The organism is Saccharopolyspora tripterygii, from assembly GCF_054778355.1.
This window is the reverse complement of record NZ_BAAGZP010000054.1, coordinates 35,510-59,454: the sequence shown is the minus strand read 5'-3', so window position 1 is coordinate 59,454 and position 23,945 is coordinate 35,510. Positions and strand designations below refer to the sequence as shown.

Genomic DNA, 23,945 nt, shown 5'->3' with positions numbered 1-23,945 from the left:
CGCTGTACTCTGCCCTGAACTTGACCCGCATTGAAGAGCTTTAGTGCTAATCACGTCAACCTTCGACGAACTTTTCCCGTTATAGTGCTCATATGAGCACCCCTCGGCCGCGCAGTGGGCTGATCGACACCATGACCGCGGCGTCCATCGCCCACCGGTTCTACGTGGCCGGACGCTCGAAGCTGGAGATCGCCGAGGAGTTCGGCATCAGCCGCTTCAAGGTCGCCCGAATCCTGTCATCAGCGCAGGAGAACGGCCTGATCAAGATCTCCTTCGAGTTACCGTTCCCGGTCGACGTGGAGCAGTCCGAACGGCTCCGGACGGCCTACGGCCTGCGCCGCGTCCTGGTGCTCAACAGAGCGCAGACGAAGGTCGAACGCACCGAACTGCGCCGCCGCGTGGGGGTTCTGGCGGCGCAGCTGCTCACCGAGATCACCGTGGCCGGCGACGTCATCGGCCTGTCCTGGGCGCGATCGGTCAACGCGATGGCCGAGGCGATCCGGAGCCTGCCGAAGTGCCCGATCGTGCAGCTGTGCGGAGTGCAAGCGGGCATGGACATGCGCGATCGCTCGGTGGAGACGGTCGGCCGGGTGGCGGCGGCCAGCGGCGGCGACTCCTACCCCATCTACGGGCCGCTGGTGCTGCCCGATCGCAGGACCACCGAGATCCTGCGCAACCAGCCGGGCATCGCCGAGACCTTCGAGCAGTTCCAGCACCTGACCAAGGCCGTGGTGAGCATCGGTGCCTGGCAGGAGAACGAGTCCACCGTCTACGACGCGCTGAGCCCCGCCGAGCGCGAGTCGATCCGCCAGCGCGGTGCCGCGGCCGAGATCGCCGCGCGGCTCTTCGACGCCGACGGCAACGCCCTGTCCACCGGGCTGGCCCACCACGTCCTGGCGATCCCGCACGAGCAGCTCCGCGACGTCCCGGAGGTGATCGCGGTCGGCTACACCACGCCGAAGGCCCGCGCCATAGACGCGGTGCTGCGCTCCGGGATCGTCAACACCCTCATCACCGACGCCGAAGCGGCCGATCTGCTCCTGCAACTGGTCACCGACCGGCCGTTGAAGAGATAGCGGGGCGGAGCGAGACCCCCAGCCTCGCTCCGCCCCTTCGCGCCCGTTTCCCGTTCAGCCCCCGACGGGAAACGGGAAACCGGGCCGATCGCCCACCGCTCAGCTCGCTTCTCGGTCAAGATCCGTCGACGAGCGCAGCATTTCGACTGCGCTCCTGAAGATCTGCTCCCAGGATTCGACGGCGACGAGGATTGCGGCGGCCATGACGACGACGAGCGCCACCAGCGCGGTTCCGGTCAGCTCCCAAGGAGCGAGCTCGAAGAACGCCCACAGCTGGACCGCGGTGAATCCCAGCGTCATCGCCGCGCGCCCGAGCAGAACCTCGGTTGACGGGCTGCGCTGTTCGGGTGTCAATTCGCGGGAGAGGTCGTCGGTGATCATCACTTCTCCTATGGTCTGGCGGAGTTCCAGTGATCTGCCTGGACCCGCTACCACCACCATGTGCCGTGGTAGGCCCGGCCGAACACCCGTTTCCCAGCGCCGAGAGAATCGGGAAACGGGCAACCCGGAGGACGAGTTGAGCCAGCGGCCCACACTGTTCGGGGCGGAGCTCCGACGACTGCGGACCGAGGCTGGACTGTCGCTCTCCCGGATGGCCGGACTTCTGCATTACAGCAAGGGCTACCTGAGCAAGATCGAGACCGGCGGCAAACGCCCGAGTCCCGATTTCGCCCGTCGCTGCGATGCCGAACTCGACGCCGGTGGGAAGCTGTCCGCGCTCGTTCCCGACCAGTCGCCGAGAACACCTCCGCCGTCCGAAATCACGACCAACGGTGATGAGGTGTGGGTGTTGCGACTCGATTCGAGTGGAGGCAGCTCTTTCCAGCCGATGGACCGCCGGAGCGTGCTGACCGCGGGCGCCGCGTCGGCGGTGGCCTTCGGGATGGGCGGCACGCGCGCAGCCGTCGCGGGAACCGGTTCGCTGGAACCGTTCCAGGTGATGTTCGACCAGCTCCGCACGCTCGGGCAGACCGCGAGTCCGTCCTTGGTGCTGCCGGGCCTGATCGCCCAGACCCATTCGCTGCGCGAACTCGCGTTCAACGCCCCTCCCCGGCACGCACCGGAGATCTTGGCGCTCACGGCGCGGTACGCGGAGTTCGCGGGCTGGATGACGCAGGAGGCCGGCGACGACCGGGCCGCGATGTGGTGGACCGACAAGTCCGTCGAACTGGCCGAGGCCGGTGGCGACCACCGGCTCAGCGCCTACGCCCTGGTGCGTCGCGCGCTGGTGGAGATCTACCGCCACGACGCCCGCCAGGCCATCGACGTCGCTCAGCTGGCCAGGCAGAAGGCCATCACCGACCGCGTCCGCGGCTGGGCCGCGCTGCACGAGGCCCAGGGCCACGCGCTGGCCGGTGATTACGACACCTGCATGCGCACCTTGGACGTGGCACGCGAGCACCTCAGCGCCGCGCAGCCGGAACCCGGCCCGACGCTGGGGGCGAGCAACCTCAGCGACCCGGTCGCGATGATCGCCGGGTGGTGCCTCCACGACCTGGGCCGCACCGGAGCGGCCACCGAAGTCCTGGACCGCGAGGTCGGCGCGCTGCCGGAGCAGGCCCTGCGCTCCCGCGCCCGCTACGGCATCCGCCAGGCGCTGGCCCACGCCACGGACGGCGAGATCGAGCGCGCCTGCGCGATCACGACCGAGACGTTGCCGATCGTGGACGCCGTCACCTCGGCGACCGTGCTCACCGACCTGCGCAAGCTCAGCCAGATGCTGGCCCGCCACCACCGCGTTCCAGCGGTCCAAGCGCTGCAGCCCGCGCTGATCGCCTCCCTGCACCACCAGTCCGCGTGAACGTTCCCGCCCCTCAGAGGAAGAGGAGACGAGCTGTGCCCGAGATCTTCGTCAACTACCGGAGCGGGGACGGCGAGTTCGCCGCCGCGCACATCGAGAGCTTCCTGTCGGATCGGTTCGGCGACGAGCTGGTGTTCCGCGATGCCAAGGGAGCACCGGGCGAGGACTACCGAACCGTCCTGAACCGGGCGTCGTCGACGACCTCGGTCCTGCTGGTCCTGATGGGCGCGGGCTGGGCCGACGCGCGGGACGCGGAGGGGAACCTGCGGTTGGCCGCGGAGGACGACTTCACCAGGAACGAGATCCTCAACGCCATGCGCGCCGGAGCTCTGGTGATCCCGGTCCACTGCGGACGCGGGCTCCCCCAGCTCAAGCCGTCCGACCTGCCCGATGAGCTGGAAGCGCTCGCCTACCTCAACGCGCTGGACTTCGACGTCCGCAACGCCCGGGACGACCTGAACCGGCTCGCCGACAGGCTCGTGGAGCTCGTGCCCGCGCTCAAGCCCGACCGCGACCCCGGACCCACACCGCCCTCCGGCGGCGTCCACAACCACAACTCGGGCGACGTCGGCGGGTCGGTGATCCAGCTGGGGAACCTCTCCGGCGGACTCTCGGTCGGCGACACCTCCACCACCCACTTCCACGCGCCGACCTACGGCAACCACCACAGCGGATCGGGCGACCAGCACATCCACCACCAGCCCGATGAGGGCCACCGCCGGTGAGCCTGGACGCGGAGTCCCGGCCGAGGCGGGTCGCGGGATGAGCGCAACGTGGCTCGGCGCCTCGCCGAACCGCGAAACGGACGGGAGATTGCGCACTTTGAGGGCTTGACGCGATCGTGATCTTGTGTCGGGCGCGATTCGTTGACCCCTTCGTGGATGAACGTTACAGTTCCGCTGTTCCAACGACCTGAGATCCTCTTTTTCCAGGTCAGAGCCATCAGCGGCTGCCGGATTCCACACCTCGCTCCGGCGGAAGGGGCCCCTAAGTGACCACCGCAGACCGACCCTCCCCGCCCGACTCCCGGCGAACCGAGTCCGCTGCCGTCGGGCGTCGCGGGTTCCTCGGTTACGTGCTGGCCGCGCCGACGCTGGTCGCCGCCGCGGACCTCAACCTCCGCGCTCCCTCAGCGGAAGCGCAAGGGCTGCCGTCGGCCCCGTCGCCGCAGCTGGCCGAGATCGTCGATCTCAGCGACCTGCTGGAGTACTCGGCCGCACCGACCGCGAACCTCATCACGGTCGCGGTGAACACCGACGGCACCGTGTCCTTCGAGCTCCCGCGCGCCGAAGTGGGGCAGGGCATCACCACGTCCACCGCGATGATCATCGCCGAGGAGATGGACGTGCCGGTCGAGCGCGTCCACGTCACCCTCGCCGACGCCCGCCCGGAGCTGGTGTTCAACCAGATCACCGGCGGTTCCGGAACCACGCTGTCCACCTACACGCCGATCCGCGTCGCCGCCGCGGTCGCTCGCGGACGTCTGCTGCAGGCCGCGGCGATCGAGCTGGAGCAGGCCGTCGCGACGCTGCGCCTCAAGCAGGGCGTGATCACCGACCTGCTGGGCAACGCGCTCGGCATCGGCCAGCTCGCGACGAAGGCCGCCGCCGTGCGCACCGAGGAAGTTCCGGTGCAGCTCAAGGAGAATCGCGACTTCTCGGTCATCGGCACCCCGCACAACCGAGTGGACGCCCGCGCGGCGGTGACGGGTGCGAAGAAGTTCGCGATGGACCTCAAGATCCCGGGCGCGCTGCCGACCATGGTGTGCCGGCCGCCGACGATCAACGGCGAGGTCGGTTCGGTGCGCAACCTCGGCGACGTGGCGAGCATGCCGGGCGTCACCGATGTCGTGGCAATCTCGACGGGCGTCGCGGTGCGGGCGGAGACCTTCGGCCAGTGCATCGACGCGGTGCGCGCGCTGGACGTCGACTGGAAACCCGGCACGGCCGAGGGCAAGTCGGACGAGTCGGTGCTGAAGGAGTTGCGGGCGGCCGAGATCCCGCTGGTCGTCCCGAAGGGCGAGTCGAGCGTCGAGGGCGACTTCACCTTCCATTTCCGCAGCAACAGCGCGCTGGAGACCAACTGCGCGGTCGCCGACATGCGCAGCGGGCGCGCGGAGATCTGGTCCGCGCAGAAGAACCCGATCGTCACCAAGGAGACCATCGCCGCGCAGTACGGCATCCCGCTCAACGCGGTGAAGGTGCACGTCACCGAGGGCGGCGGATCGTTCGGCCGCAAGCTGTTCAACGACGGCGCGATGGAAGCCGCCGAGATCTCCCGCAAGATCGGCAAGCCGGTCAAGCTGATGTGGCACCGCGCCGACGACTCCCGGCAGGGGCGCACGCACCCGATGGCGACCTCGCGCGTGCGCGTCGGCGTCGCCGGGGACGGGGTGCTCAGCTACGAGCAGCGGCACACCAGCGTCTTCACCGATTTCAGCCACGGCTTCGGCGAGATCATCACAGCCAGCGCCGCGAAGCTGCCGATCGCGGACGCCACGTTCTCGCAGACCATCTTCCACTTCACCCAGACCATGCCCTACGGATTCGGCGCGACCACGCAGCTGCTCAACGAGGCTGATCGCGGCTTCAACACCGGCAGCATGCGCAACATCTACTCCCCCGACGTCGCCACCGCGCGAGAGCTGATCGTCGACCAGTTGGCCGCGAAGTTCGGCGAGGACCCCTACGGGTTCCGCCGACGCTTCGTGCAGGAGGAGCGGCTCCGCGCGGTCCTCGACGAGGTGGCCCGGGCAGGCGACTGGGGCCGGTCGATGCCGGCGAACACCGCCCAGGGCATCGCCGTGCACACCGAGTACCGGGCGGCGATCGCGACGCTGGTGGAGATCGACTGCACCCCGGAGACGGTGAACCGGCCGATCCGCGAGGGCGTCACGGGACCGCGGATCACCAAGGCCGTCTGCGCCGTGGACATCGGGCTCGCGGTCAACCCGCGCGGCCTGGAGGCCCAGATCATGGGCGGTATCAACGACGGCATCGCCAACACCCTGACCTCCAGCCTGCACCTGACCGACGGGTACTTCCTGGAAGCCAGCTGGGACAACTACTTCTACACCCGGCAGTGGAACTCCCCGCCGGAGCTGGAGATCATCATCATGCCGCCGACGACCGGCAATCCCGGCGGCGCCGGCGAGCTCGGAGTCGCCTCGGCACAGGCCGCGGTGGCCTGCGCCTACGCGCGCGCGACCGGGTCGGTGCCGACGAGCTTCCCGATCAACCACGGCGAGCTCTCGTTCGAACCGAAGCCGAACGTGCCGCCGATCCCGCAGTCGCCCACCGACGGCCTGCGCCACGCGCAGTGAGGACCTGGAGGAATTCTCGTGCCTGAGCACACTTTTCAACTCAACGGCGAAGAGGTCACCGTCGACGTCGCCGACGACGTGCGGGTGCTGTGGGTGTTGCGCGACCTGCTGGGCGTGACCGGACCGAAGTACGGCTGCGGCATCAACGTCTGCAAGGCCTGCACGAGCCACATCAACGGCAAGGCGTTCAACCCGTGCTCGGTCCCGATCGGCGAGATCTCGGCCAAGGACGAGATCACCACGATCGAGGGCCTGCCCGCCACGGCCGACGCCGAGCTGCACCCGATGCAGGAGGCGTGGCTGGAGCAGGACGTCGCGCAGTGCGGCTACTGCCAGCCGGGTCAGATCATGGCGGCGGTGGCGCTCGTCCGCCGCGCCGCGGCCGGAGGCCGCCAGATCACCGAGGCCGACCTGGACTCGATCCGCAACATCTGCCGCTGCGGCACCTACTTCCGGATCCGCGAGGCCATCAAGGCGAACGCCGCCAAGATGTGATCGCGCGAGGGGTGGGAGCGCTGCGGCTCCCACCCCTCGGGTTCAGCCTCCCAGGAGTTCGCCGAGCTGCTGGTGCACGGTCAGCACCGCCAGCACGCCGAACAGGATGATCGACCAGATCAGCGCGGCCAGGCGCACGCCGGACACGCGGATCGGGGCGGGCAGCATCTTGCGGTTGATGGCGATCAGCAGCCCGGAGTAGATGAACATCATGACGCCTCCGGTGCAGGCCGAGATCGTGGCCAGCAGCAGCGGTTGGCCCATGCCCGCGACGATCACCACGGTTCCGATGATCACCAGCCCCCACACCAGGGCCGCGTAGATCTTGCTCTCCGAGGCGTTCGGGAAGTAGCTGGTCTTGAGGACGTCGGCGGCGAGTCGGCTGGTGTAGTCGACGATGCCCAGAGCTGCTGCGAACAGCGAGAAAGCGCCCACGACCCAGAAGAAGTAGCCGAACCAGCCGCCCGCGACGGCCGACATCTTCTCACCCTCGACGCGCAGGAACGACACGTCGTTCTCCAGGCCCGGGTGGCCGAACACGGTGCCGTAGGCGAGCAGGGACATGAACATGATGGACAGGAACGTGATGGCCACGAAGGTCATCAGCTGCTCCTTGTTGGCGAACCGCCACCACGCCTTCCAGCGGTCCAGGTTCTCGTCGGTGGCGGGGAAGATGAACCCGGCCTGCCCGCGCGCCTCGGTCTGACCCGTCAGCGGCGACACGATCTTCGGGACGTAATGCCCCATCCCGAATCCCTTGTCGCGAATCCAGTTGCTCTGCACCAAGTTCTGACCGCCACCGGCTCCGGCGAACGCCAGTGCGCCCATCAGCACGGCGAATCCGAGCTCAGCGGCGGGGAATCCGGCTTCGGTGACGACGGTCGGGAGCGCCTGCCAGGTCTCGGCCCCGATCACGAACAGCGCGCCGATCACGATGAGCAGCACGATCGCGGCGACCTTGAGCATCTCCGCGCGCTCCAGCGCGGTGTAGACCGTCGGGGCCAGCGTGAGGATCAGCGCCACCAGCACCAGGATCCCCACCGCGACCAGCGATTTGTCACCACCGACCGCGTAGGTGATCAGCGTGGCCGAGCTCGTCGCCCACGCGGGCCACAGGTTCGCGAAGTAGGCCATGATCGCGAAGACCAGACCCCAGTGCTTCCACAGCCGGCTGAACCCGGTCACCGCGGTCTCACCGGTCGCCAGCGTGTAGCGCTCGATCTCCATGTTCAGGAAGTACTGCGTGACCAGACCGAGCAGCGCGGCCCACACGAACGCGAGCCCGACCTGCGAGGTGATGTAGGGGAAGAGGATGAACTCACCGCTGGCCAGGCCGACGCCCGCCGCGACGATGCCCGGGCCGATCAGCCGCCACTGGTTCCGCGGCGGCTCCGGCAGGTCGCGCACCTGCGGTTGCGGGATGTATCTGTCGGGGAACGCCTTCGCCGGGCTCTGCGGGCTCGCTTCGTTGCGATCTGCCATCGTCGGCACCCTTGCTCGTGGATGTGCATGTCCAGGAAGAAGAGCCAAGGTAAGCGCCCGAACGACAACGTCGACGAAACGTGATGATTTCGTCGCAAACCCCCGACTCTTCCCCCGCCACCACGAACCCGGCACCGGCGCTGTCGGGGCGAGCGGGACCCCGTGCAGGACTACTCCTGGTTCTCCACGTCTTGGGAGACCTCGTTCTTGGCCGCATCGGCCTTGTCCCGTTCGCGGCGGGCGGTTTTCACCTGGCGATGGCGGGTTCGGAGGTCGGTCTCGGCTTCGGCGAGTTCTTCTCGGAGGCGTTCGCAGCGGTCGTGGGCTTCCTGCTCCGCTCGTTCGGCGCGGTGGAGGGCGTCCCCGGCCGAGGCGAGGTCGTGCTCCTTCTGCTGCAACCTGTTCCGGAGTTCGAGCAGTGCCGCCTCGTCCGTGTCGCGGGTGTCCGCCGCGCGCTTCTTCCGGCGGGGTTCGCGCCCTGCCGTCTGCCTGCGGATGGCCGCTGCGGCTAGGTCGTCGAGGCCGAAGCCGCTGTACTCCAGGGGCTTGGTCAGCGTCGCCTCCTGGACCTCGGTCGCGGCCTCGGGGTCGGAGAGCGCGGCCATCAAGGTTTGTGAGACCTGCTCGCGTCCCGCCTCGGCGAGTTCGTGCCCGCGTTCGGCGGTCAGGTCCGCCGCGCGCCCCGTGAGGCGGTCGAGCAGGCGGGTGCGTTCGGCGGCCAGCTCGCGCAGTTCGTCGCCGCGCAGCTCCCGCTGAGCGCTGCGGAGGCGCTCGCCGAGGTCGAGCAGGTCCCGCAGCTCACCCGGTTCGCGATCGGCGAGCAGGTTCACCGCCCACGCCGCCGTGGTGGGCTTGCGCAGCTTCTTGATCCGCTCGGCCAGCTCGGTGTCACCGGCTTCGCGCGCCCGCGCCGCGGCCGAATCGCGGGCGGTGATGAAACACACCGGGTCGCCGGTGCTCAGCTCGCGTGCCACTTCCCGCAGGTCCACGCCACCAACGTGCCACTCCGAGGGCTGGTGCGCGAGGTGCCCGTTGGCGAGATCGTCGGCGCGCGGGCAGGCTTGAGGAATGACGGCATTGGAGCGTCCTCGCAACGGAAAGATGATCGCCGGCGTGTGCGCGGGTCTGGCCCACCGGTTCGGCCTGCCCGTGTTCCTGGTGCGGGTGGCCTTCGTGGTCTCGTGCATCCTGCCCGGCCCGCAGTTCGTGCTCTACATCCTGCTGTGGATCCTTCTGCCGAAGGCACGGTAGAGGTCACAACGCCTGCCGGAATCTCTGGTTCCGGCAGGCGTTGAACCAGGTGTGAGTCCACGTCTGTCCGTGCTGGACCGCTCGCACATCCCCGCCGGCGGCAGCGCCGAGGAAGCGCTGCGGGAGACGGTGCGGTTCGCTCAGGAGGTCGAACGGCTCGGCTACCACCGGTTCTGGGTCGCCGAGCACCACGGCGTGCCCGGTGTCGCCGGAGCCGCCCCGACCGTGCTGGCCTCCGCCGTCGCCGCCTCCACGAGCCGCATCCGGGTGGGAACCGGCGGTGTCATGCTGCCCAACCACCGGCCGCTGGTGGTCGCCGAGCAGTTCGGCGTGCTCGGGTCGCTGTTCGGCGACCGGATCGACGTCGGGCTCGGCAGGTCTCTGGGGTTCACCAGCGGGATCCGCGAGGCGCTCGGCGCCGAGAAGGCCGACGACTTCACCGGTCGGCTGGCCGACCTGATCGCCTACCTCGACGGCGGCATCTCCGGTGTGCACGCGGTGCCCGCCGAGGGACTCGACCTGCCGGTGTTCGTGCTGGCGACCCGCAACGCCACCAGCGCCGCCGAACTGGGTCTGCCGCTGGTCGTCGCATCACCCCTGGGCGAGCAGCAGATGCTGCGCACGATCGAGGAGTACCGGCAGCGCTTCCGCCCGTCACGGCGCGCGGCCGAGCCCTACGTGGTCGTCGCCCGCTCCGTGGCCGTCGCCGCCACCACCGAGGGCGCCCGCCGCTTGCTGATCCCGGAAGCCTGGGCCGGGGTGTGGTCGCGCACCCGGGGCGAGTTCCCTCCCCTCGACGACCCGGACCGCATCCTCGCCCGCGACATGACCGACCGCGAGCGCACCCAGTTCGCCCGGGCGATGCAGGGGCACACCTACGGCACTCCGGACGAAGTGGCGGTCGAGGTCAAGGACCTGATCGCCAGCACCGGCGCCGACGAACTCCTCATCACCACCACGTCCCACTCCCCCGAAGCCCGCAGCACCTCCTACCGCCTCCTCGCCGCACTCCCCCTCTGACCGGACCTCCCCGGCGACCGGGGGTTCGGGGTCACCCGGTCCCAGTTTTAGTCCTAACTGAGCCGACATTTCGGACATGATCATGGCTCGGTTTGGACTAAAACTGGGGGATGCGGAGGTCTTCGGATCCGCCAGAGGGGCTACTTGCGTTCGAGGACTGCTTTGAGGAATCGCTGGGTTCGCTCGTGCTGGGGGTCCTGGAGGAGCTGGGACGGGGGTCCGGACTCGATCACCGATCCGGAGTCGAACATCAGGACCCGGTCGGAGATCTCCTCGGCGAAGCGCATCTCGTGGGTGACCAGCAGCATCGTCATGGCCGTCGAGTGCGCGAGGTCGCGGATGACGGCGAGCACCTCGCCGATCAGCTCCGGATCCAGCGCCGAGGTGACCTCGTCGAAGAGCATCACGTCGGGCCGCATCGCCAGCGCCCGGGCGATGGCCACGCGCTGCTGCTGACCTCCCGAGAGTTGGCCCGGCTTGTGCGACATGTGCCTGTCGAGACCGACCAGCTGCAGCAGCTCGACGGCCCGCTGCTCGGCGTCATCGCGGCTCATGCCCAGCACCTGCACCGGTGAGAGCATCACGTTGTCCAGCACCGTCATGTGTGGGAAGAGGTTGAAGTGCTGGAAGACCATGCCGATCCTGCGGCGCACCTCGGCCTGCTGCTTCGCGTCGAACCGGGCGCCTTCGCGGCAGTCCCACAACGACTTCCCGCCGACCTCGATCAGCCCGGTGTCCGGACTCTCCAAGGTCATCAGCAGCCGCAGGATGGTGGTCTTGCCGGAACCGCTGGGCCCGATGATCGACACCCTCTCCCCCGCTGCCACGGTCAGGTCGAGCGCGCGCAGCACGTGGTTGTCCCCGAAGGACTTCCCCACGTCGGAGAAGGAGATCATCGCCTCATCTGGGGTGGGCAAGACTCAGCTCCAATCGTGTGATCAGCCGCGCGGCGGGCAGGCTGACCGCCAAGAACAGCAGGGCGGCGATGGTCATCGGTTCCAGGTAGCGGTAACTGCTGGACCCGACCGCCGTCGCGTGCCCGAGCAGTTCGAACACCGTGATGGCGTGCAGGATGGCGGAGTCCTTGAACATCTGCACCAGGTAGTTTCCCAGCGCCGGGATGACGTCCCGGATCGCTTGCGGCAGGACGACGAACCGCCAGCGCTGCCAGTTCGACAGGCTCAGCGCGGTGCACGCCTCCCACTGCCCGGCGGCGACGCTCTGGATGCCGGCGCGGTACACCTCCGCGGTGTAGGCGCTGTAGTTGAGCCCGATGACCACGATGCCGGTGGCCATCGCCGGGAACTGCACCCCGAAACCGGGCAGCACGAAGAACGCGAAGTAGGCCTGCACCAGCAGCGGTGTTCCCCGGACGAACAGCACGTAGAAGGTGAACATCTTGCTGATCACCGGTACTTCGGAATAGCGCACCACGGCGACGAACAGCCCGACGGCCAGCGCGATCACCATGCCGATCAGCGTGATCTGGACGGTGATCCAGAGCCCTTGCAGCAGGAAGGGCACGATCTGCGCGGCGAACGACCAATCCCAGATCACGACGTCACCCGCCGATCGGGCAGCACGCGCTGCCAGAAGCTCTGGGCGCGCGCCGGCCGGGTCGGGTCGACCCGCCGCTCCAGCCACGACGAACCCAGCGAGAGCACGTAGGCGACGACGAAGTAGGCCACCAGGATCGTGCCGAAGACAGCTGCCGTCGCGCCCGTCGTGTTGCGCACCATCTGCGCTGTGAAGGTCAGGTCGGCCACGGTCACCAGCGACACCAGCGAGGTGTTCTTGAGCAGGTCGACCATCACGTTGCCGAACGGCGGGATCATCGCCGGAACCGCCTGCGGCAGGATGACGAACCGCATCCGCTGGTAGGGGGTCAGGCTCAGCGCGATCGCCCCTTCCCGCTGGCCTCGCGGCAGCGCGGTGATCGCGCCGCGCACGATCTCAGCCCCGTAAGCGCCTTCGTTGAGCCCGAGCGCCAGGATCGCCGCGGCGAAGGGCACCAGCTGGACCCCGAAGAACGGCAGCGCGAAGAACAGCCAGAACAGCTGCACCAGCATCGACGTTCCGCGGAAGACCTCGATGAACACCCCGGCGGGCCACCGCAGCCAGCGCCGGTGCGACATCCGGGCGATGCCGGCGACGAAGGCGACCACCATGCCCGCGATGGTGAGCGCGATGGTGATCAGCAGTCCTTCGCCGAGCAGCGGGAGGTAGGCCACGATCTGCGACATGCGCGGCTCAGCCCGGTACGGAGCAGAGCTGTTCGCGGGTCACGGATCTGGCGGCTTCCCCGGAGAAGCCCCACTTGTCGAGGATCTGGTCGAACTCGGGCGTGGCCTTGAGCGCCTTGAGCTGTTCGTCGTAGGCGGCTACCAGGTCGCCATCGGCCTGCCGGAAGCCGGCGCCCGAGCCGGTCTGCTGCACGTCGGTGATCGCACCGGTGATCTCGATGCCCTCGGTCTTGAGCGCGTTGAGCGACAGGGTCGGCAGGAAGAAGGCGTCGGCCCGACCCGCTTGGACCGCCTCGATCCCGCTGCGCCCGTCCGGGATGTTGACGACCTGCGAGGCCGGAACTCCGGCGGTCTTCAGCGCACCGTCCTCGAAACCGCCCGGCAGGACCGCGATCTTCAAGGAGGGATCCGCTTTCACCGCCGCTATCCCGGTGAGCTTCTTGGGATTTCCGGCGGGAACGGCGAACGATTCCGTGGACACGATTTCCGGTTCGGAGTAGCGGATCTGGCCACAGCGCGACTGCTTCATGAACAATCCGGCGGCGATGATGTCCCACCGGCTCGCGTTGAGCCCAGGAATCATCGATTCGTAGGGAGTGACGATGCCTTCGATCCGGGGAACGCCCATTCGCTTGAGCACTGCGGCGACCACGTCGGGTTCCGCACCCGTGACACTGCCGTCCGGGTTGATCTGGGTGTAGGGAGGCTCGTTGGCGATCGCGATCCGCGCGTATCCCTGCTGCTTGAGCCTGTCCAGCGTGGATCCGGTCGGTTGCCCGGTGCCGGGCTGGGTGAAGCTGCACCCGGCGAGGAATCCGGTGATCGGCAGGGCGAGCGCCGCCGCTCCGCCTGCGCGGATCAGCTGCCGCCGGGACATTTCGGTCGTGCTTATCGGCCCAACCTCCCTGATGCATCGCCCATTAGAGTGATGCAGTTGTTGGGCAGAGACGCTAGGTCTGCGGTGTGGCGGTGTCAACGCGAAAACTGGTCGCAGCGCGTGACCGCCAGGTTTCCGACATTTGCGCCGGATCGCCTGCCGTGGCGGAGTTTCCAGCGCAAACAGCGAGACTTTCCATGATCACCTGAAAAACCGGACGGAATCCGTTCGAATCACAATTGAACACGGACGGGTGAAACTGTGAGTCAGTGTCGGAGTGCGACCGCTACTCGGGATTGGCGGGCGATCTCCAGGTCCTCCCGGGCGTGGACGACGACGCTGCGCGCTGCGGCTCCCGCCGCGCTGATCTCGCCCTCGCCGGCGCGGATGTTGCGCGCGGGATCGATGGCCGCGCCGGCGAACACCAGCGCCGACCCCACCGCCGCGCGCACCGGCGGCTGGTGCTCGCCGATCCCTCCCGTGAACACCAGCAGATCCACACCTCCGAGCACCGCGAGCATCGCCCCGGCGTGACGCACCAAGCTGTGCCGGTAGACGTCGAAAGCCGTTGCGGCGTCGTGATCCCCGTTCTCGCGAGCGTCCATCACCTGGCGCAGGTCCCCGGATCCGCCCGCCAGCCCGGCGATGCCCGACCTTCGCGCCAGCGTCTCGAACACCTCGTGCGCGGCAACGCCTTTGGCATCGATCAACCATCCGATGAGACCGGGGTCGACGCTGCCGCTGCGGGTGTTCATCACCAGTCCCTCCTCCGGCGTGAAGCCCATCGTGGTGTCCACGCAGCGGCCGTTGAGCACCGCGGCCATCGACGCACCCGCTCCCAGGTGGCAGCTCAGCACCTTCCCCCGCCCCGGCTCCATCCCGGTCAGCTCCGCCCCGCGCCGCACCGCGTAGGAGTGCGACAGACCGTGAAACCCGTAGCGCCGCAACCCGTACCGCTCGTTCCACTCACGCGGCAGCGCGTAGGTCGCGGCAGCCGCGGGCAACCGCGCGTGGAAAGCGGTGTCCACGCACACGACCGACGGCACCTCGGGCGCGACCCGCCTGGCCACCCGGATCCCGTCGATCGCCCGCGGCTGGTGCAGCGGTGCGAGATCGGCGATCGACTCCAGGTATGCCTGGACCTCGTCGTCGACGACCGCCGCTTCGGTGATCCGGTCGCCGCCGTGCACGACCCGGTGCCCGATGACCTCCGCCCCGTGCTCGTCCAGGAATTCCTCGATCGGCTCCGGTTCCCCGCCCCAGCTCTCCACGTACTGCTCACCAGCGAGTTCGTCGCCGTCGAGCAGGGCGAGCTTGAGGCTGCTGGAGCCCGCGTTGACCGTCAGCACCCTCACCGGCCCGGCCAAGTCCACTCCTGGATCTCCGGCATGTCCTCGCCGTGCGCGGAGACGTAGTGCCGGTGCTCGATCAGCTTGGTCTTCAACGCCTCCCGCGCGTACGCGGCGCGCGGGCCGAGCCGGAAAACCCGGTCGATGACGTCGATGGCCAGGTTGAACCGGTCGATCTGGTTGAGCACGCACATGTCGAACGGCGTGGTGGTGGTGCCTTCTTCCTTGTACCCGCGCACGTGCAGGTTCTCGTGGTTGGTCCGGCGGTAGGTCAGCCGGTGGATCAGCCAGGGGTAGCCGTGGTAGTTGAAGATCACCGGGCGATCGCGGGTGAACAGGCTGTCGAACTCGGCGTCGGACAGCCCGTGCGGGTGCTCGCGCTCGTCCTGCAGCCGCATCAGGTCCACCACGTTGACCACGCGGATGCGCAGGTCCGGGAACTCGCGGAGCAGCAGGTCGACCGCGGCCAGGGTTTCCATGGTGGGGACGTCTCCCGCGCAGCCCATCACCACGTCGGGATCGCCGTCGGCGTCGCTGGAGGCCCAGTCCCAGATGCCGATCCCCTTGGTGCAGTGCACCACCGCCGATTCCATGTCCAGGTACTGCGGCGCGGGCTGCTTGCCCGCCACCACGACGTTGATGTAATCGCGGCTGCGCAGGCAGTGGTCGACCACCGACAGCAGCGTGTTGGCGTCCGGCGGCAGGTAGACCCGCACCACCTCCGCCTTCTTGTTCACCACGTGGTCGATGAAACCCGGGTCCTGGTGGGAGAAGCCGTTGTGGTCCTGCCGCCACACGTGCGAGGTCAGCAGGTAGTTCAGCGAAGCGATCGGCTGACGCCAGGCCAGCCGCCCGGAGACCTTCAGCCACTTGGCGTGCTGGTTGACCATCGAGTCGACGATGTGCGCGAAGGCCTCGTAGCAGGAGAAGAACCCGTGCCTGCCGGTGAGCAGGTAGCCCTCCAGCCAGCCCTGGCAGGTGTGCTCGGAGAGCACCTCCATCACGCGGCCGTCGAGGCCCAGCGACTCGTCACCGGACCTCGTCTCGGCCGCCCATGTGCGCGGGCTCGCCGCCAGGATCGCCCCCAGCCGGTTCGAGTTGTTCTCGTCCGGGGAGAACACCCGGAAGTTGCGCTCCGCCTCGTTCAGCCGCATCACGTCCCGCAGGAACTTGCCCAGCACCCGCGTCGCCTCACCGCTGGTCGCCCCCGGCCGGTCCACCTCGACCCCGTACTCGCGGAACATCGGCAGCCTCAGGGCGCGCAGCAGGTGCCCGCCGTTGGCGTGCGGGCTGGCGCTCATCCGCCGGTCGCCCGACGGGTTGTGATCGCGGATCTTGCGGACCGGAGCGCCCCACTCGTCGAACAGCTCGCCGGGCCCGTAGCTGCGCATCCACGACTCCAGCTGCGCCAGGTGCTCCGGGTTGCGCCGGGGGTCGGGGAGCGGCACCTGGTGCGCCCGCCAGGTCCCCGCGACGTACTTGCCGTCGACGGTGTCGGGTCCTGTCCAGCCCTTCGGCGTGCGCAGCACGATCATCGGCCACCTGGGGCGCTGCCGGACTCCCTCGCGCCGGGCCTTGCGCTGGATCGCCCCGATCTCGTCGAGGCAGCGGTCCAGGGTCGCGGCGAACAGGTGGTGCATCGGCGCCGGTTCGTCACCCGTGACGAGGTAGGGCTCGTAGCCGAAACCGCGCAGCATGCTGAGCAGTTCTTCCTCCGGGATGCGGGCGAGCACGGCCGGGCTGGCGATCTTGTAGCCGTTGAGGTGCAGGATCGGCAGCACGGCGCCGTCGTGGGCCGGGTTGACGAACTTGTTGGAGTGCCAGCTGGTCGCCAGCGGGCCGGTCTCCGCCTCACCGTCACCGATGATGCAGGGCACGACCAGGTCCGGGTTGTCGAACGCCGCGCCGAACGCGTGCGACAGCGCGTAACCGAGCTCGCCGCCCTCGTGGATCGACCCCGGCGTCTCGGGCGCGACGTGGCTGGGAACGCCTCCGGGGAAGGAGAACTGGGTGACCAGGCGCTTCACGCCGTCGTGGTCGTGGGCGACGTCGGGGTAGATCTCGCCGTAGGTCCCCTCCAGCCACGCCGCCGCGACCAGGCCGGGGCCTCCGTGGCCCGGGCCGATCACGTACATCATCGGGATGTCGCGGGTCCGGATCGCGCGGTTGAGATGCGCGTAGACGAAGTTCAGGCCCGGCGTGGTCCCCCAGTGCCCTAGCAGCCGGGGCTTGATGTGCTCGGGGCGCAGCGGTTCGCGCAGCAGCGGGTTGTCCATGAGGTAGATCTGGCCCGCCGACAGGAAGTTCGCGGCACGCCACCACAGATGAACGCCGTCGAGCTCCTGCGGATCCAAGTGCTCGCTCACGGCCGGTGTCATCGCCCAACCCGCCTCGGTGACCTCCGCATCACTGCTCATCCCCGGCTCCCCAACGCTCGAATCCACGCCACTCAGCGTGGTAGGTGACGGCCGATGCGCAACTCGAAGCCCGTGGACGCGGGGGAGGTGGAAGGTCCCTCGGACGGCCACGTGATCGAGGACGCCGACGACGTCACCGCACCGCACGAACCGGTGCGCCGAGGTTCGGTCCGCCGCATCGCCAGCGCAGGAGGTGTTTTCGCTCGTGCGTACGATGGCCGTGGAATGAACGCCGCTATCAGCACGGAGGCGCGAGATGAGCGATCTGCCCGACATGACGTGGAGAAAGAGCTCTCGCAGCGCGGACGCCGGCCGATGCGTCGAGGTCGCGAGAACGCCTGGTGCCATCGGCATCCGCGACAGCAAGAACCCGCGCGCGGAGCATCTGACCGCCAACCCCGCCCAGTGGTCGGCGTTCCTGGACGGCGTCAAGTCCGGGCGCTACGACCTCTGAACCCCGATGACGACAGGCGCCCCTCCGCCGCTCGGCGAAGGGGCGCTGCTGGTCGTCGGGGCGGTCAGAGGAGGCGTTCGACGGTCTGGTTCTCCGAGGAGCGCTGAGCCGCGGCGATGATGTCGAGGCCCGCCACCGCGTCGGCCGGGTCCACCGGGGCCGGGCCGCGTGCCGTGATCGCCTCGACCACGCCGTCGTAGAAGGCTTGGTAGGCACCCGGTTCGCTGGGGATCTTGCGCGTGCTCTCGCCGTCGCCCAGTTCGCCCCAGACGACCTCGCTCTCGCGACCCCAGCTGTCGTCGACGGGACGCTTGCCCGCGCGGAGGTCGGCCTCCTGCGGATCGGTGCCGTCCTTGGTGAACGTGCCCTGGTCGCCGAGCACGCGCAGGCGCGGGCCGGGCGCCGCCGCGAGCTTGCTCATCCACAGGTGGGAGCGGACGCCGTTGGCGTGCGTCAGCGAGACGAAGGAGTCATCGTCGGCGCGCACGCCCGGCCGGCGGCGGTCGATCTCGGCGTAGACCGAGGCGACCGGGCCGAACAGCTGCAGCGCCTGGTCGATGAGGTGGCTGCCCAGGTCGTAGAGCAGACCCGCCACGTCCTCGGCTCCTCCGGAATCGCGCCAGGTCGGTTTCGGTTCCGGCGACCAGCGGTCGAAGCGGGATTCGAAGCGGTGCACCCGGCCGAGCTCACCGCCGGCGAGCACTTTGCGAACGGTGCGGATGTCGCTGTCCCAGCGCCGGTTCTGGAAGACCGTGAGCAGCAGTCCCCTGTCGCGCGCGTGCTCGACGAGCTCGCGGCCTTCCTGAGCGGTCGGCGTGAACGGCTTGTCCACCACCACCGGCACACCCGCGTCCAGCGCGGCCTTCGCCAGCTCGACGTGCGTGCGGTTCGGGGTCGTGATGACCACCAGGTCGGGTTCGCGGGCGAACAGCGCGTCCAGGTCGGCCACCGGTTCGCTGCCCGGCAGGTCGGCGCGCACCTGCGCTTGCCGATCCGGGTTGGAGGTGACCACCGCGTCGAGCCGCAACCGCGGGTGCGCGGCGATCAGCGGCGCGTGGAAGATGGCCCCGCCCGAGCCGTAGCCCACGAGACCGACCTTCAATTCGTCCTGTTCCGAGCCGTGCATTCCCCCATTAGACATGGTGTCGGGGAATCGGTTCAGCAGGGGCGTCAGGCCGAGACCTGGCGAGGTGGGCGCGCGTTGTCCTGGCCGGGGCAGACCAGGCCCGTCTCGTAGGCGAGGATCACCAGCTGCGTGCGCGAGGAGATCTGGAGCTTCTGCATCACGTGGTACAGGTGCGATTTCACGGTCAGCTCGGCGAGACCGAGGTTGCGGGCGATCTCGGCGTTGGATCCGCCGCGCGCGACCTCCAGCAGCACGTCCACCTCGCGCTCGGTGAGCACCGACAGCTCGCTCCGGGCGTCGCGCACGCCGAGCGCCGCGAAGCGCTGGAGCAGCCGCTTGGTCACCCGGGGCGCCAGCAGCGCCTCCCCGGCCGCGACCGTGTGCACGGCCTTGACCAGCTCCTCCGGACTAGCGTCCTTGAGCAGGAAGCCGCTGGCACCGGCGCGAAGCGCGCCGTAGACGTACTCGTCCAGGTCGTGCACCGTCAGCATGATCACCGACGTGCCGCCGTCGGTCTCCGCGAGGATCTCCTGCGCCGCGGCGATGCCGTCCTTGCCCGGCATCCGCACGTCCAGCAGCACCACGTCCGGGCGTCTCCGGCGCACCGCGGCCACCGCCGAGTCACCGTCCGAGGCTTCGGCCAGAACGCGCAGGCCGGGCTCGTTGGACAGCAGCGCGACCAGTCCCGCGCGGATCATCGCTTGGTCATCGGCAACCAGGACGGTCGTCTCCGCAGTTCCCACCGAGCCTCCTAGGTCCCTGCGGCCTGACATTCCGGCTCAGGCCAGGTCCGAATTTTCCGGGCACGGTAACACGGCCTCAAGGCGAAATCCGTTCATGACCGGATGTGCTGTCAAGGTTCCGCCCAGCAGCGCAACGCGTTCCCGCAGGCCGATCAACCCGTGACCCGACTGTTGGGACGCAGGTCGCTGCTTCTGGTCGTCCAACGCGCTGAGCTCGTTGGTCACCTCGATCCGCAGCGTGGTCGGCGCGTACTCCACCAGCACCCGCGCACGACCCGCACCGGCGTGCTTGAGCACGTTGGTCATCGCTTCCTGGGCGATGCGGTACGCCGTCATCTCCACGCCCTGCCCGAGCGAGCGCACCGACCCGCGCCGGTCCAGCTTCCAGGTCACCTGCCCGCCGCGGACCGAATCGACGAGGTCGTCCAGCCCGTCCAGCGTCGGCGTGGGATGCCAGTCGATCGTCTCCTTGCCGGTGACGTCGCGGTCGCGCAGCGCGGTGAGCATGTCTCGCATCTCTCCCAGCGCGCCCTTCGAACTGCTCTCCAGCTCCTGCAAGGTCTGCCGGGCGTGGTCGGGATCGCGATCGATCACCGCCCTCGCCACACCGGCGCGCAGCGCCACCACCGACAGGTTGTGGGAGACGATGTCGTGGAACTCCCGCGCGATGCGGCCGCGCTCGATCGACGCGGCGTCCGCGGCCAGCTGATCTCGCGCGTCGTCGAGCAGCGCCAGCGTGCGTTCGAGCTGATCAGCGCGCCTGCGACCGATCTGCACCGCGTAGGCGAGACCCACGACGATCACCAGGTTCACCACCGCGCCGATGACCCGCAAACCGCCCATCAGCAGGCCCATCTCGTAACCGAGCGCGTCGGCGACCGGGTAGAACATCGCCAGCGCCGCGGCGACCACCATCATCGGAGGCGTGCTGCGCACGCACACCGAGTACAGCGCCACCTGTATGACGAGGTTCAGCGCACCGATGCTCAGCTGGAAGGCGCTCAGCCCCGCCGCGGTCGCGACCAGCACGAACAGCACCGCCCACGGCGCGCGCCGACGCAGCGGCAGCAGCAACCCGACCGGGCCGCCGATCGCCATCGGCAACCACCAGGGAACCGACGGCGGGTGATCGGCCAACGCGGCGTCGAAGACGTAGAGCACCGACGCGGCGAGGACGAAGCCGATGTCGCCGAGCACCACGCGATGGGTCAACGCCCACTGCCAGAGCCCCGATCTGGGACGGGAGAACACCAGCCTGCCGACGACCTGATCCATCGCACCTGCCTGTCTGCAGCGGGCTCACGGAGCCGCGCACGGCCCCGTCGGCAACGCGTGCCGCGGACACCGGAGTCGGGGGTTCCAGCATCCGCAGCGCGCAGCTCCCGCCCACACCGGCGTGCCGGACGACGGGCCCCAAGATCTTGCCCGCCGTTCGGCCTCTCCTCATCCGTCGAAAGTCGGAGTGCGGACCGCTCCGCGTCGCACCGACGACTGATCAGTGGCCCCTCGCCACCCACTCGTCGAACTGCGAGCGGACCTCGCCGATCGTCGTCGAATCGCCGTGACCGGGGCGGACTTCGGTCTCCGGCGGCAGCGGCAGCAGCCGGTCGCGGATCGAATCGGTGATGACGCCGAAGTCCGAGTACGACCGGCCGGTCGCCCCCGGACCGCCCGAGAACAAGGTGTCACCGGTGAACACGACGTTCTCTCCGGGCAGGTGGAAGCACACCGCCCCGGGCGCGTGGCCCGGCGTGTGCAGCACCCGCAGCTCGCCGCCGGCGATCTCGAACACCTGGCCGTCCGACAGCTGCTCGTCCGGCTGCCGGTCGGGGTGGGTCATGTTCCACAGCACCAGGTCGTCCGGGTGCAGGTGGATCGGTGCGCCGACCGCGTCGGCCAGGTCCGGCGCCCAGCGGACGTGGTCGTCGTGGGCGTGGGTGCACAGCAGGGCGCGCACCTTTCGGCCGCCGATCAGCTTCTGGATCGCGTCCACGTCGTGCGGCGCGTCGAGCACCACGCATTCGGAATCGTCGCCGACGACCCAGACGTTGTTGTCCACCTCGAACGTCTGGCCGTCGAGCGAGAAGGTTCCGGACGTGACCGCGTGATCGATGCGCAGGGTCATGTTCACCACCAAGATCGTGTTCGGGATTCGGGGTTTCGAGCATTGCGGGTTCGGGTGCGGGCGCGCGAGGTTGCGCCACCCGCACCGCTGGACGAGGACCGCTTTCTCAGAAGGTCACGACGGAGCGCAGGACCTCGCCGCGGTGCATCTTCTCGAACGCCTGCTCCACCTGGTTCAGCGCGATCTCCTCGGTCACGAACTTCTCCAGCGGCAGCCTGCCCTGCTGGTAGAGCTCGATGAGCATCGGGAAGTCGCGCTCCGGCAGGCAATCCCCGTACCAGGACGACTTGATGGCGCCACCACGGCCGAAGACGTCCAGCAGCGGCAGGTCCACGGTCATCTCCGGCGTCGGAACACCGACGAGCACCACGGTCCCCGCGAGATCCCGGGCGTAGAAGGCCTGCTTGAAGGTCTCGACCCGGCCGACGGCGTCGATCACCACGTCCGCGCCGAAACCACCGGTCAGCTCGCGGATCGCCTCGACGCTGTCCTGCTCGGCGGCGTTGATCGTGTGCGTGGCGCCGAAGCCCTCGGCCCAGCTCAGCTTCTTCGGGTCGGTGTCCACCGCGATGATGCGCCGCGCCCCGGCCATCGCCGCACCGGCCACCGCACCGTCGCCCACACCGCCGCAGCCGATGACCGCGACCGTGTCACCGGGACCGGCCTGACCGGTGTTGACCGCAGCACCGATGCCCGCCATCACGCCGCAGCCGAGCAGCCCGGCCACCGCGGCGCGCGCGGACGGGTCCACCTTCGTGCACTGCCCGGCGTGGACGAGCGTCTTCTCCGCGAACGCACCGATTCCCAGCGCCGGGGACAGCGGAGTGCCGTCCGCGAGCGTCATCGGCTGGGCGGCGTTGTGGGTGTCGAAGCAGTACTGCGGGCGGCCGCGCTTGCAGGCCCGGCAGACCCCGCACACCGCGCGCCAGTTGAGCACCACGAAGTCACCGGGCTCGACGTCGGTGACGCCCTCGCCCACCTGCTCGACGACACCGGCCGCCTCGTGGCCCAGCAGGAACGGGTAGTCGTCGCTGATCCCGCCCTCGCGGTAGTGCAGGTCGGTGTGGCAGACCCCGCACGCCTGGACACGCACGACCGCCTCCCCAGGCCCCGGGTCCGGGACCTTGATCGTCACGACCTCGACCGGCTTCCCCTTGCCTGCCGAAACCACCGCCTGCACGTCGGACACAACTGCCTCCTGCGGACCGCATCGTCTGGATCGTCTGTGGACGTCCCGCCACATCGTCATATGCGCGCTCTGCCATCACAAGAGCTCGATGATCTGCTTCCCAGATCGGTTCGACCACCGTGAGTGACCGCACGATTACTGTATGATTTCACATGGAGCAGGAAGGAGGGAGAATGGTCGACACGCGCAACACGGCCGTCCGGGAAATGGACATCAGTCGTCCCGCCGCCGCCCGGATGTACGACGCGTTCCTCGGAGGTTGTCACAACTTCGGAGTCGAACGCGCGATCGTGGAGCGCATCGAGACCGCGCTGCCCGGCATCGCCGGGACCTACGTGGAAAGCCGCGCCTTCCTGCGACGCGCGGTCGAATACCTGCTCGCCCGCGGGGTCCGCCAGTTCCTCGACCTCGGCTCGGGCATCCCGACCATCGGCCACGTCCACGAGGTGGCACGCCGACGCACCCGACACTTCCGAGTGGTCTACGTGGACAACGAACCGCTGACGGTCGCGCACAGCAAACCCCTGCTCGCCGCCAACCTCAACGCCGGCATCACCAACGCCGACATCCGCGATCCGCAGGTCGTGCTGGAGTCCTCCGAGGTCCGCAACATGCTGAGGATTGACGAACCGGTCGGCCTGCTGATGTCGTCGGTGCTGCACTTCATCCCGGATTCGGATGGGCCGGGGGACCTGGTGGCGGAGTACCGGGACCGGCTCGCGCCGGGCAGCCACCTGCTGATCTCGCACGTGACCGACCACCACGACCCGGTCGCGGCGCGCACGCTCGCCGATCTCTACGCCGAGACCTCCGACCCGGTGCACCTGCGCGATGCCGAGCGCATCGAGTCCTTCTTCGGCGACTTCACGCGCGTGCCCCCGGGCACGACCTACCTGGCCGAGTGGCGTCCGGAGCCCGGCACACCGAGCGCGGCGTCGTTGCGCCTGCTGCGCGGCGGTCTCGCCCGGAAGTGAT

23 protein-coding genes are annotated in these 23,945 nt (G+C 69.0%); 9 read left to right on the top strand and 14 right to left on the bottom strand.

Going from position 1 to position 23,945, the window contains the following annotated elements; translation table 11 throughout:
- The first annotated feature begins 92 nt into the window (after window positions 1–92).
- Entirely contained in the window at window positions 93–1,076 is a 984-nt protein-coding gene (locus ACYVF3_RS32190) for a sugar-binding transcriptional regulator (RefSeq protein WP_461158052.1), read from the top strand.
- Window positions 1,077–1,175: 99 nt separating this feature from the next.
- Here ACYVF3_RS32190 and ACYVF3_RS32185 read toward each other — a convergent pair whose 3' ends face one another.
- Window positions 1,176–1,457, bottom strand: coding sequence for a hypothetical protein (locus tag ACYVF3_RS32185; protein ID WP_461158051.1), 282 nt, complete (start codon window positions 1,455–1,457; stop codon window positions 1,176–1,178).
- Between the two features lie 211 nt (window positions 1,458–1,668).
- Here ACYVF3_RS32185 and ACYVF3_RS32180 point away from each other — a divergent pair, with 211 nt between their 5' ends.
- The 4 genes from ACYVF3_RS32180 to ACYVF3_RS32165 all read left to right on the top strand — a co-directional run bounded on the left by ACYVF3_RS32180 (window position 1,669) and on the right by ACYVF3_RS32165 (window position 6,694).
- The gene (locus tag ACYVF3_RS32180) at window positions 1,669–2,877 is read left to right on the top strand and encodes a transcriptional regulator (RefSeq protein WP_461158050.1); all 1,209 of its coding nucleotides are present in this window, start codon (window positions 1,669–1,671) and stop codon (window positions 2,875–2,877) included.
- Between the two features lie 35 nt (window positions 2,878–2,912).
- Complete coding sequence (locus ACYVF3_RS32175) at window positions 2,913–3,602, top strand: toll/interleukin-1 receptor domain-containing protein (RefSeq protein ID WP_461158049.1); 690 nt, start codon at window positions 2,913–2,915, stop codon at window positions 3,600–3,602.
- 266 nt (window positions 3,603–3,868) lie between these two features.
- Entirely contained in the window at window positions 3,869–6,199 is a 2,331-nt protein-coding gene (locus tag ACYVF3_RS32170; protein ID WP_461158048.1) for a molybdopterin cofactor-binding domain-containing protein, read from the top strand.
- 18 nt (window positions 6,200–6,217) lie between these two features.
- Entirely contained in the window at window positions 6,218–6,694 is a 477-nt protein-coding gene (locus ACYVF3_RS32165; protein ID WP_461158047.1) for a (2Fe-2S)-binding protein, read from the top strand.
- Window positions 6,695–6,736: 42 nt separating this feature from the next.
- Here the strand turns inward: ACYVF3_RS32165 and ACYVF3_RS32160 are convergent, their stop codons facing one another.
- Together ACYVF3_RS32160 and ACYVF3_RS32155 are read right to left on the bottom strand one after the other, a co-directional pair.
- Complete coding sequence (locus ACYVF3_RS32160; RefSeq protein WP_461158046.1) at window positions 6,737–8,176, bottom strand: Nramp family divalent metal transporter; 1,440 nt, start codon at window positions 8,174–8,176, stop codon at window positions 6,737–6,739.
- Between the two features lie 170 nt (window positions 8,177–8,346).
- Window positions 8,347–9,165 (bottom strand): hypothetical protein, encoded by an 819-nt coding sequence (locus ACYVF3_RS32155; RefSeq protein WP_461158045.1) that lies wholly within the window; start codon window positions 9,163–9,165, stop codon window positions 8,347–8,349.
- A 79-nt stretch (window positions 9,166–9,244) separates the two neighbouring features.
- Here ACYVF3_RS32155 and ACYVF3_RS32150 point away from each other — a divergent pair, with 79 nt between their 5' ends.
- Together ACYVF3_RS32150 and ACYVF3_RS32145 are read left to right on the top strand one after the other, a co-directional pair.
- Window positions 9,245–9,427 (top strand): PspC domain-containing protein, encoded by a 183-nt coding sequence (locus ACYVF3_RS32150; protein ID WP_145742023.1) that lies wholly within the window; start codon window positions 9,245–9,247, stop codon window positions 9,425–9,427.
- A gap of 51 nt (window positions 9,428–9,478) precedes the next feature.
- Entirely contained in the window at window positions 9,479–10,447 is a 969-nt protein-coding gene (locus ACYVF3_RS32145) for an MsnO8 family LLM class oxidoreductase (protein WP_461158044.1), read from the top strand.
- A gap of 140 nt (window positions 10,448–10,587) precedes the next feature.
- Here ACYVF3_RS32145 and ehuA read toward each other — a convergent pair whose 3' ends face one another.
- From ehuA to ACYVF3_RS32115, 6 genes are all read right to left on the bottom strand, one after another.
- Window positions 10,588–11,343: an ectoine/hydroxyectoine ABC transporter ATP-binding protein EhuA gene (gene ehuA / locus ACYVF3_RS32140; protein ID WP_461158067.1), complete on the bottom strand. Its 756-nt coding sequence runs from the start codon at window positions 11,341–11,343 to the stop codon at window positions 10,588–10,590.
- A gap of 4 nt (window positions 11,344–11,347) precedes the next feature.
- Complete coding sequence (ehuD, locus tag ACYVF3_RS32135; protein ID WP_461158043.1) at window positions 11,348–12,004, bottom strand: ectoine/hydroxyectoine ABC transporter permease subunit EhuD; 657 nt, start codon at window positions 12,002–12,004, stop codon at window positions 11,348–11,350.
- Window positions 12,001–12,690, bottom strand: coding sequence for an ectoine/hydroxyectoine ABC transporter permease subunit EhuC (gene ehuC, locus ACYVF3_RS32130; protein WP_461158042.1), 690 nt, complete (start codon window positions 12,688–12,690; stop codon window positions 12,001–12,003). Before ehuC ends, ehuD begins: the two co-directional genes overlap by 4 nt.
- A gap of 7 nt (window positions 12,691–12,697) precedes the next feature.
- On the bottom strand, window positions 12,698–13,567 hold the full coding sequence (ehuB, locus tag ACYVF3_RS32125) for an ectoine/hydroxyectoine ABC transporter substrate-binding protein EhuB (protein WP_461158041.1): 870 nt from the start codon (window positions 13,565–13,567) through the stop codon (window positions 12,698–12,700).
- A gap of 266 nt (window positions 13,568–13,833) precedes the next feature.
- Complete coding sequence (locus ACYVF3_RS32120; protein WP_461158040.1) at window positions 13,834–14,934, bottom strand: acetate/propionate family kinase; 1,101 nt, start codon at window positions 14,932–14,934, stop codon at window positions 13,834–13,836.
- Window positions 14,919–17,294: a phosphoketolase family protein gene (locus ACYVF3_RS32115; protein WP_461158066.1), complete on the bottom strand. Its 2,376-nt coding sequence runs from the start codon at window positions 17,292–17,294 to the stop codon at window positions 14,919–14,921. The genes ACYVF3_RS32120 and ACYVF3_RS32115 overlap by 16 nt, the downstream gene beginning before the upstream one ends.
- A 295-nt stretch (window positions 17,295–17,589) precedes the next feature.
- On the opposite strand from ACYVF3_RS32115, the gene ACYVF3_RS32110 reads away from it, so the two are divergent.
- The gene (locus ACYVF3_RS32110; protein ID WP_461158039.1) at window positions 17,590–17,787 is read left to right on the top strand and encodes a DUF397 domain-containing protein; all 198 of its coding nucleotides are present in this window, start codon (window positions 17,590–17,592) and stop codon (window positions 17,785–17,787) included.
- 64 nt (window positions 17,788–17,851) lie between these two features.
- On the opposite strand, the gene ACYVF3_RS32105 is transcribed toward ACYVF3_RS32110, so the two are convergent.
- The 5 genes from ACYVF3_RS32105 to ACYVF3_RS32085 form a co-directional block, all read right to left on the bottom strand.
- A complete protein-coding gene (locus ACYVF3_RS32105) occupies window positions 17,852–18,913 on the bottom strand; it encodes a Gfo/Idh/MocA family protein (RefSeq protein ID WP_461158038.1) in 1,062 nt (353 codons plus the stop codon).
- A 44-nt stretch (window positions 18,914–18,957) separates the two neighbouring features.
- Window positions 18,958–19,686, bottom strand: coding sequence for a response regulator (locus ACYVF3_RS32100; protein WP_461158037.1), 729 nt, complete (start codon window positions 19,684–19,686; stop codon window positions 18,958–18,960).
- Window positions 19,687–19,692: 6 nt separating this feature from the next.
- Window positions 19,693–20,931: a sensor histidine kinase gene (locus tag ACYVF3_RS32095; protein ID WP_461158036.1), complete on the bottom strand. Its 1,239-nt coding sequence runs from the start codon at window positions 20,929–20,931 to the stop codon at window positions 19,693–19,695.
- Between the two features lie 220 nt (window positions 20,932–21,151).
- Window positions 21,152–21,781 carry an MBL fold metallo-hydrolase gene (locus ACYVF3_RS32090; RefSeq protein WP_461158065.1) on the bottom strand — a complete coding sequence of 210 codons (630 nt, stop codon included), beginning with the start codon at window positions 21,779–21,781 and terminating at the stop codon, window positions 21,152–21,154.
- A 106-nt stretch (window positions 21,782–21,887) separates the two neighbouring features.
- Window positions 21,888–22,970 carry an S-(hydroxymethyl)mycothiol dehydrogenase gene (locus ACYVF3_RS32085; RefSeq protein WP_461158035.1) on the bottom strand — a complete coding sequence of 361 codons (1,083 nt, stop codon included), beginning with the start codon at window positions 22,968–22,970 and terminating at the stop codon, window positions 21,888–21,890.
- A 173-nt stretch (window positions 22,971–23,143) separates the two neighbouring features.
- Here ACYVF3_RS32085 and ACYVF3_RS32080 point away from each other — a divergent pair, with 173 nt between their 5' ends.
- Window positions 23,144–23,944: an SAM-dependent methyltransferase gene (locus ACYVF3_RS32080; protein WP_461158034.1), complete on the top strand. Its 801-nt coding sequence runs from the start codon at window positions 23,144–23,146 to the stop codon at window positions 23,942–23,944.
- Window position 23,945 lies beyond the last annotated feature (1 nt).

Coding starts and splice junctions, on each gene's coding strand:
- ACYVF3_RS32190 (WP_461158052.1), top strand. CDS start 93: ATGAGCACCCCTCGGCCGCGCAGTGGGCTGATCGACACCATGACCGCG.
- ACYVF3_RS32185 (WP_461158051.1), bottom strand. CDS start 1,457: ATGATCACCGACGACCTCTCCCGCGAATTGACACCCGAACAGCGCAGC.
- ACYVF3_RS32180 (WP_461158050.1), top strand. CDS start 1,669: ATGGCCGGACTTCTGCATTACAGCAAGGGCTACCTGAGCAAGATCGAG.
- ACYVF3_RS32160 (WP_461158046.1), bottom strand. CDS start 8,176: ATGGCAGATCGCAACGAAGCGAGCCCGCAGAGCCCGGCGAAGGCGTTC.
- ACYVF3_RS32150 (WP_145742023.1), top strand. CDS start 9,245: ATGACGGCATTGGAGCGTCCTCGCAACGGAAAGATGATCGCCGGCGTG.
- ehuA (WP_461158067.1), bottom strand. CDS start 11,343: ATGATCTCCTTCTCCGACGTGGGGAAGTCCTTCGGGGACAACCACGTG.
- ehuC (WP_461158042.1), bottom strand. CDS start 12,690: ATGTCGCAGATCGTGGCCTACCTCCCGCTGCTCGGCGAAGGACTGCTG.
- ehuB (WP_461158041.1), bottom strand. CDS start 13,567: ATGTCCCGGCGGCAGCTGATCCGCGCAGGCGGAGCGGCGGCGCTCGCC.
- ACYVF3_RS32115 (WP_461158066.1), bottom strand. CDS start 17,294: ATGACACCGGCCGTGAGCGAGCACTTGGATCCGCAGGAGCTCGACGGC.
- ACYVF3_RS32110 (WP_461158039.1), top strand. CDS start 17,590: ATGAGCGATCTGCCCGACATGACGTGGAGAAAGAGCTCTCGCAGCGCG.
- ACYVF3_RS32105 (WP_461158038.1), bottom strand. CDS start 18,913: ATGCACGGCTCGGAACAGGACGAATTGAAGGTCGGTCTCGTGGGCTAC.
- ACYVF3_RS32100 (WP_461158037.1), bottom strand. CDS start 19,686: ATGTCAGGCCGCAGGGACCTAGGAGGCTCGGTGGGAACTGCGGAGACG.
- ACYVF3_RS32095 (WP_461158036.1), bottom strand. CDS start 20,931: ATGGATCAGGTCGTCGGCAGGCTGGTGTTCTCCCGTCCCAGATCGGGG.
- ACYVF3_RS32090 (WP_461158065.1), bottom strand. CDS start 21,781: ATGACCCTGCGCATCGATCACGCGGTCACGTCCGGAACCTTCTCGCTC.
- ACYVF3_RS32080 (WP_461158034.1), top strand. CDS start 23,144: ATGGTCGACACGCGCAACACGGCCGTCCGGGAAATGGACATCAGTCGT.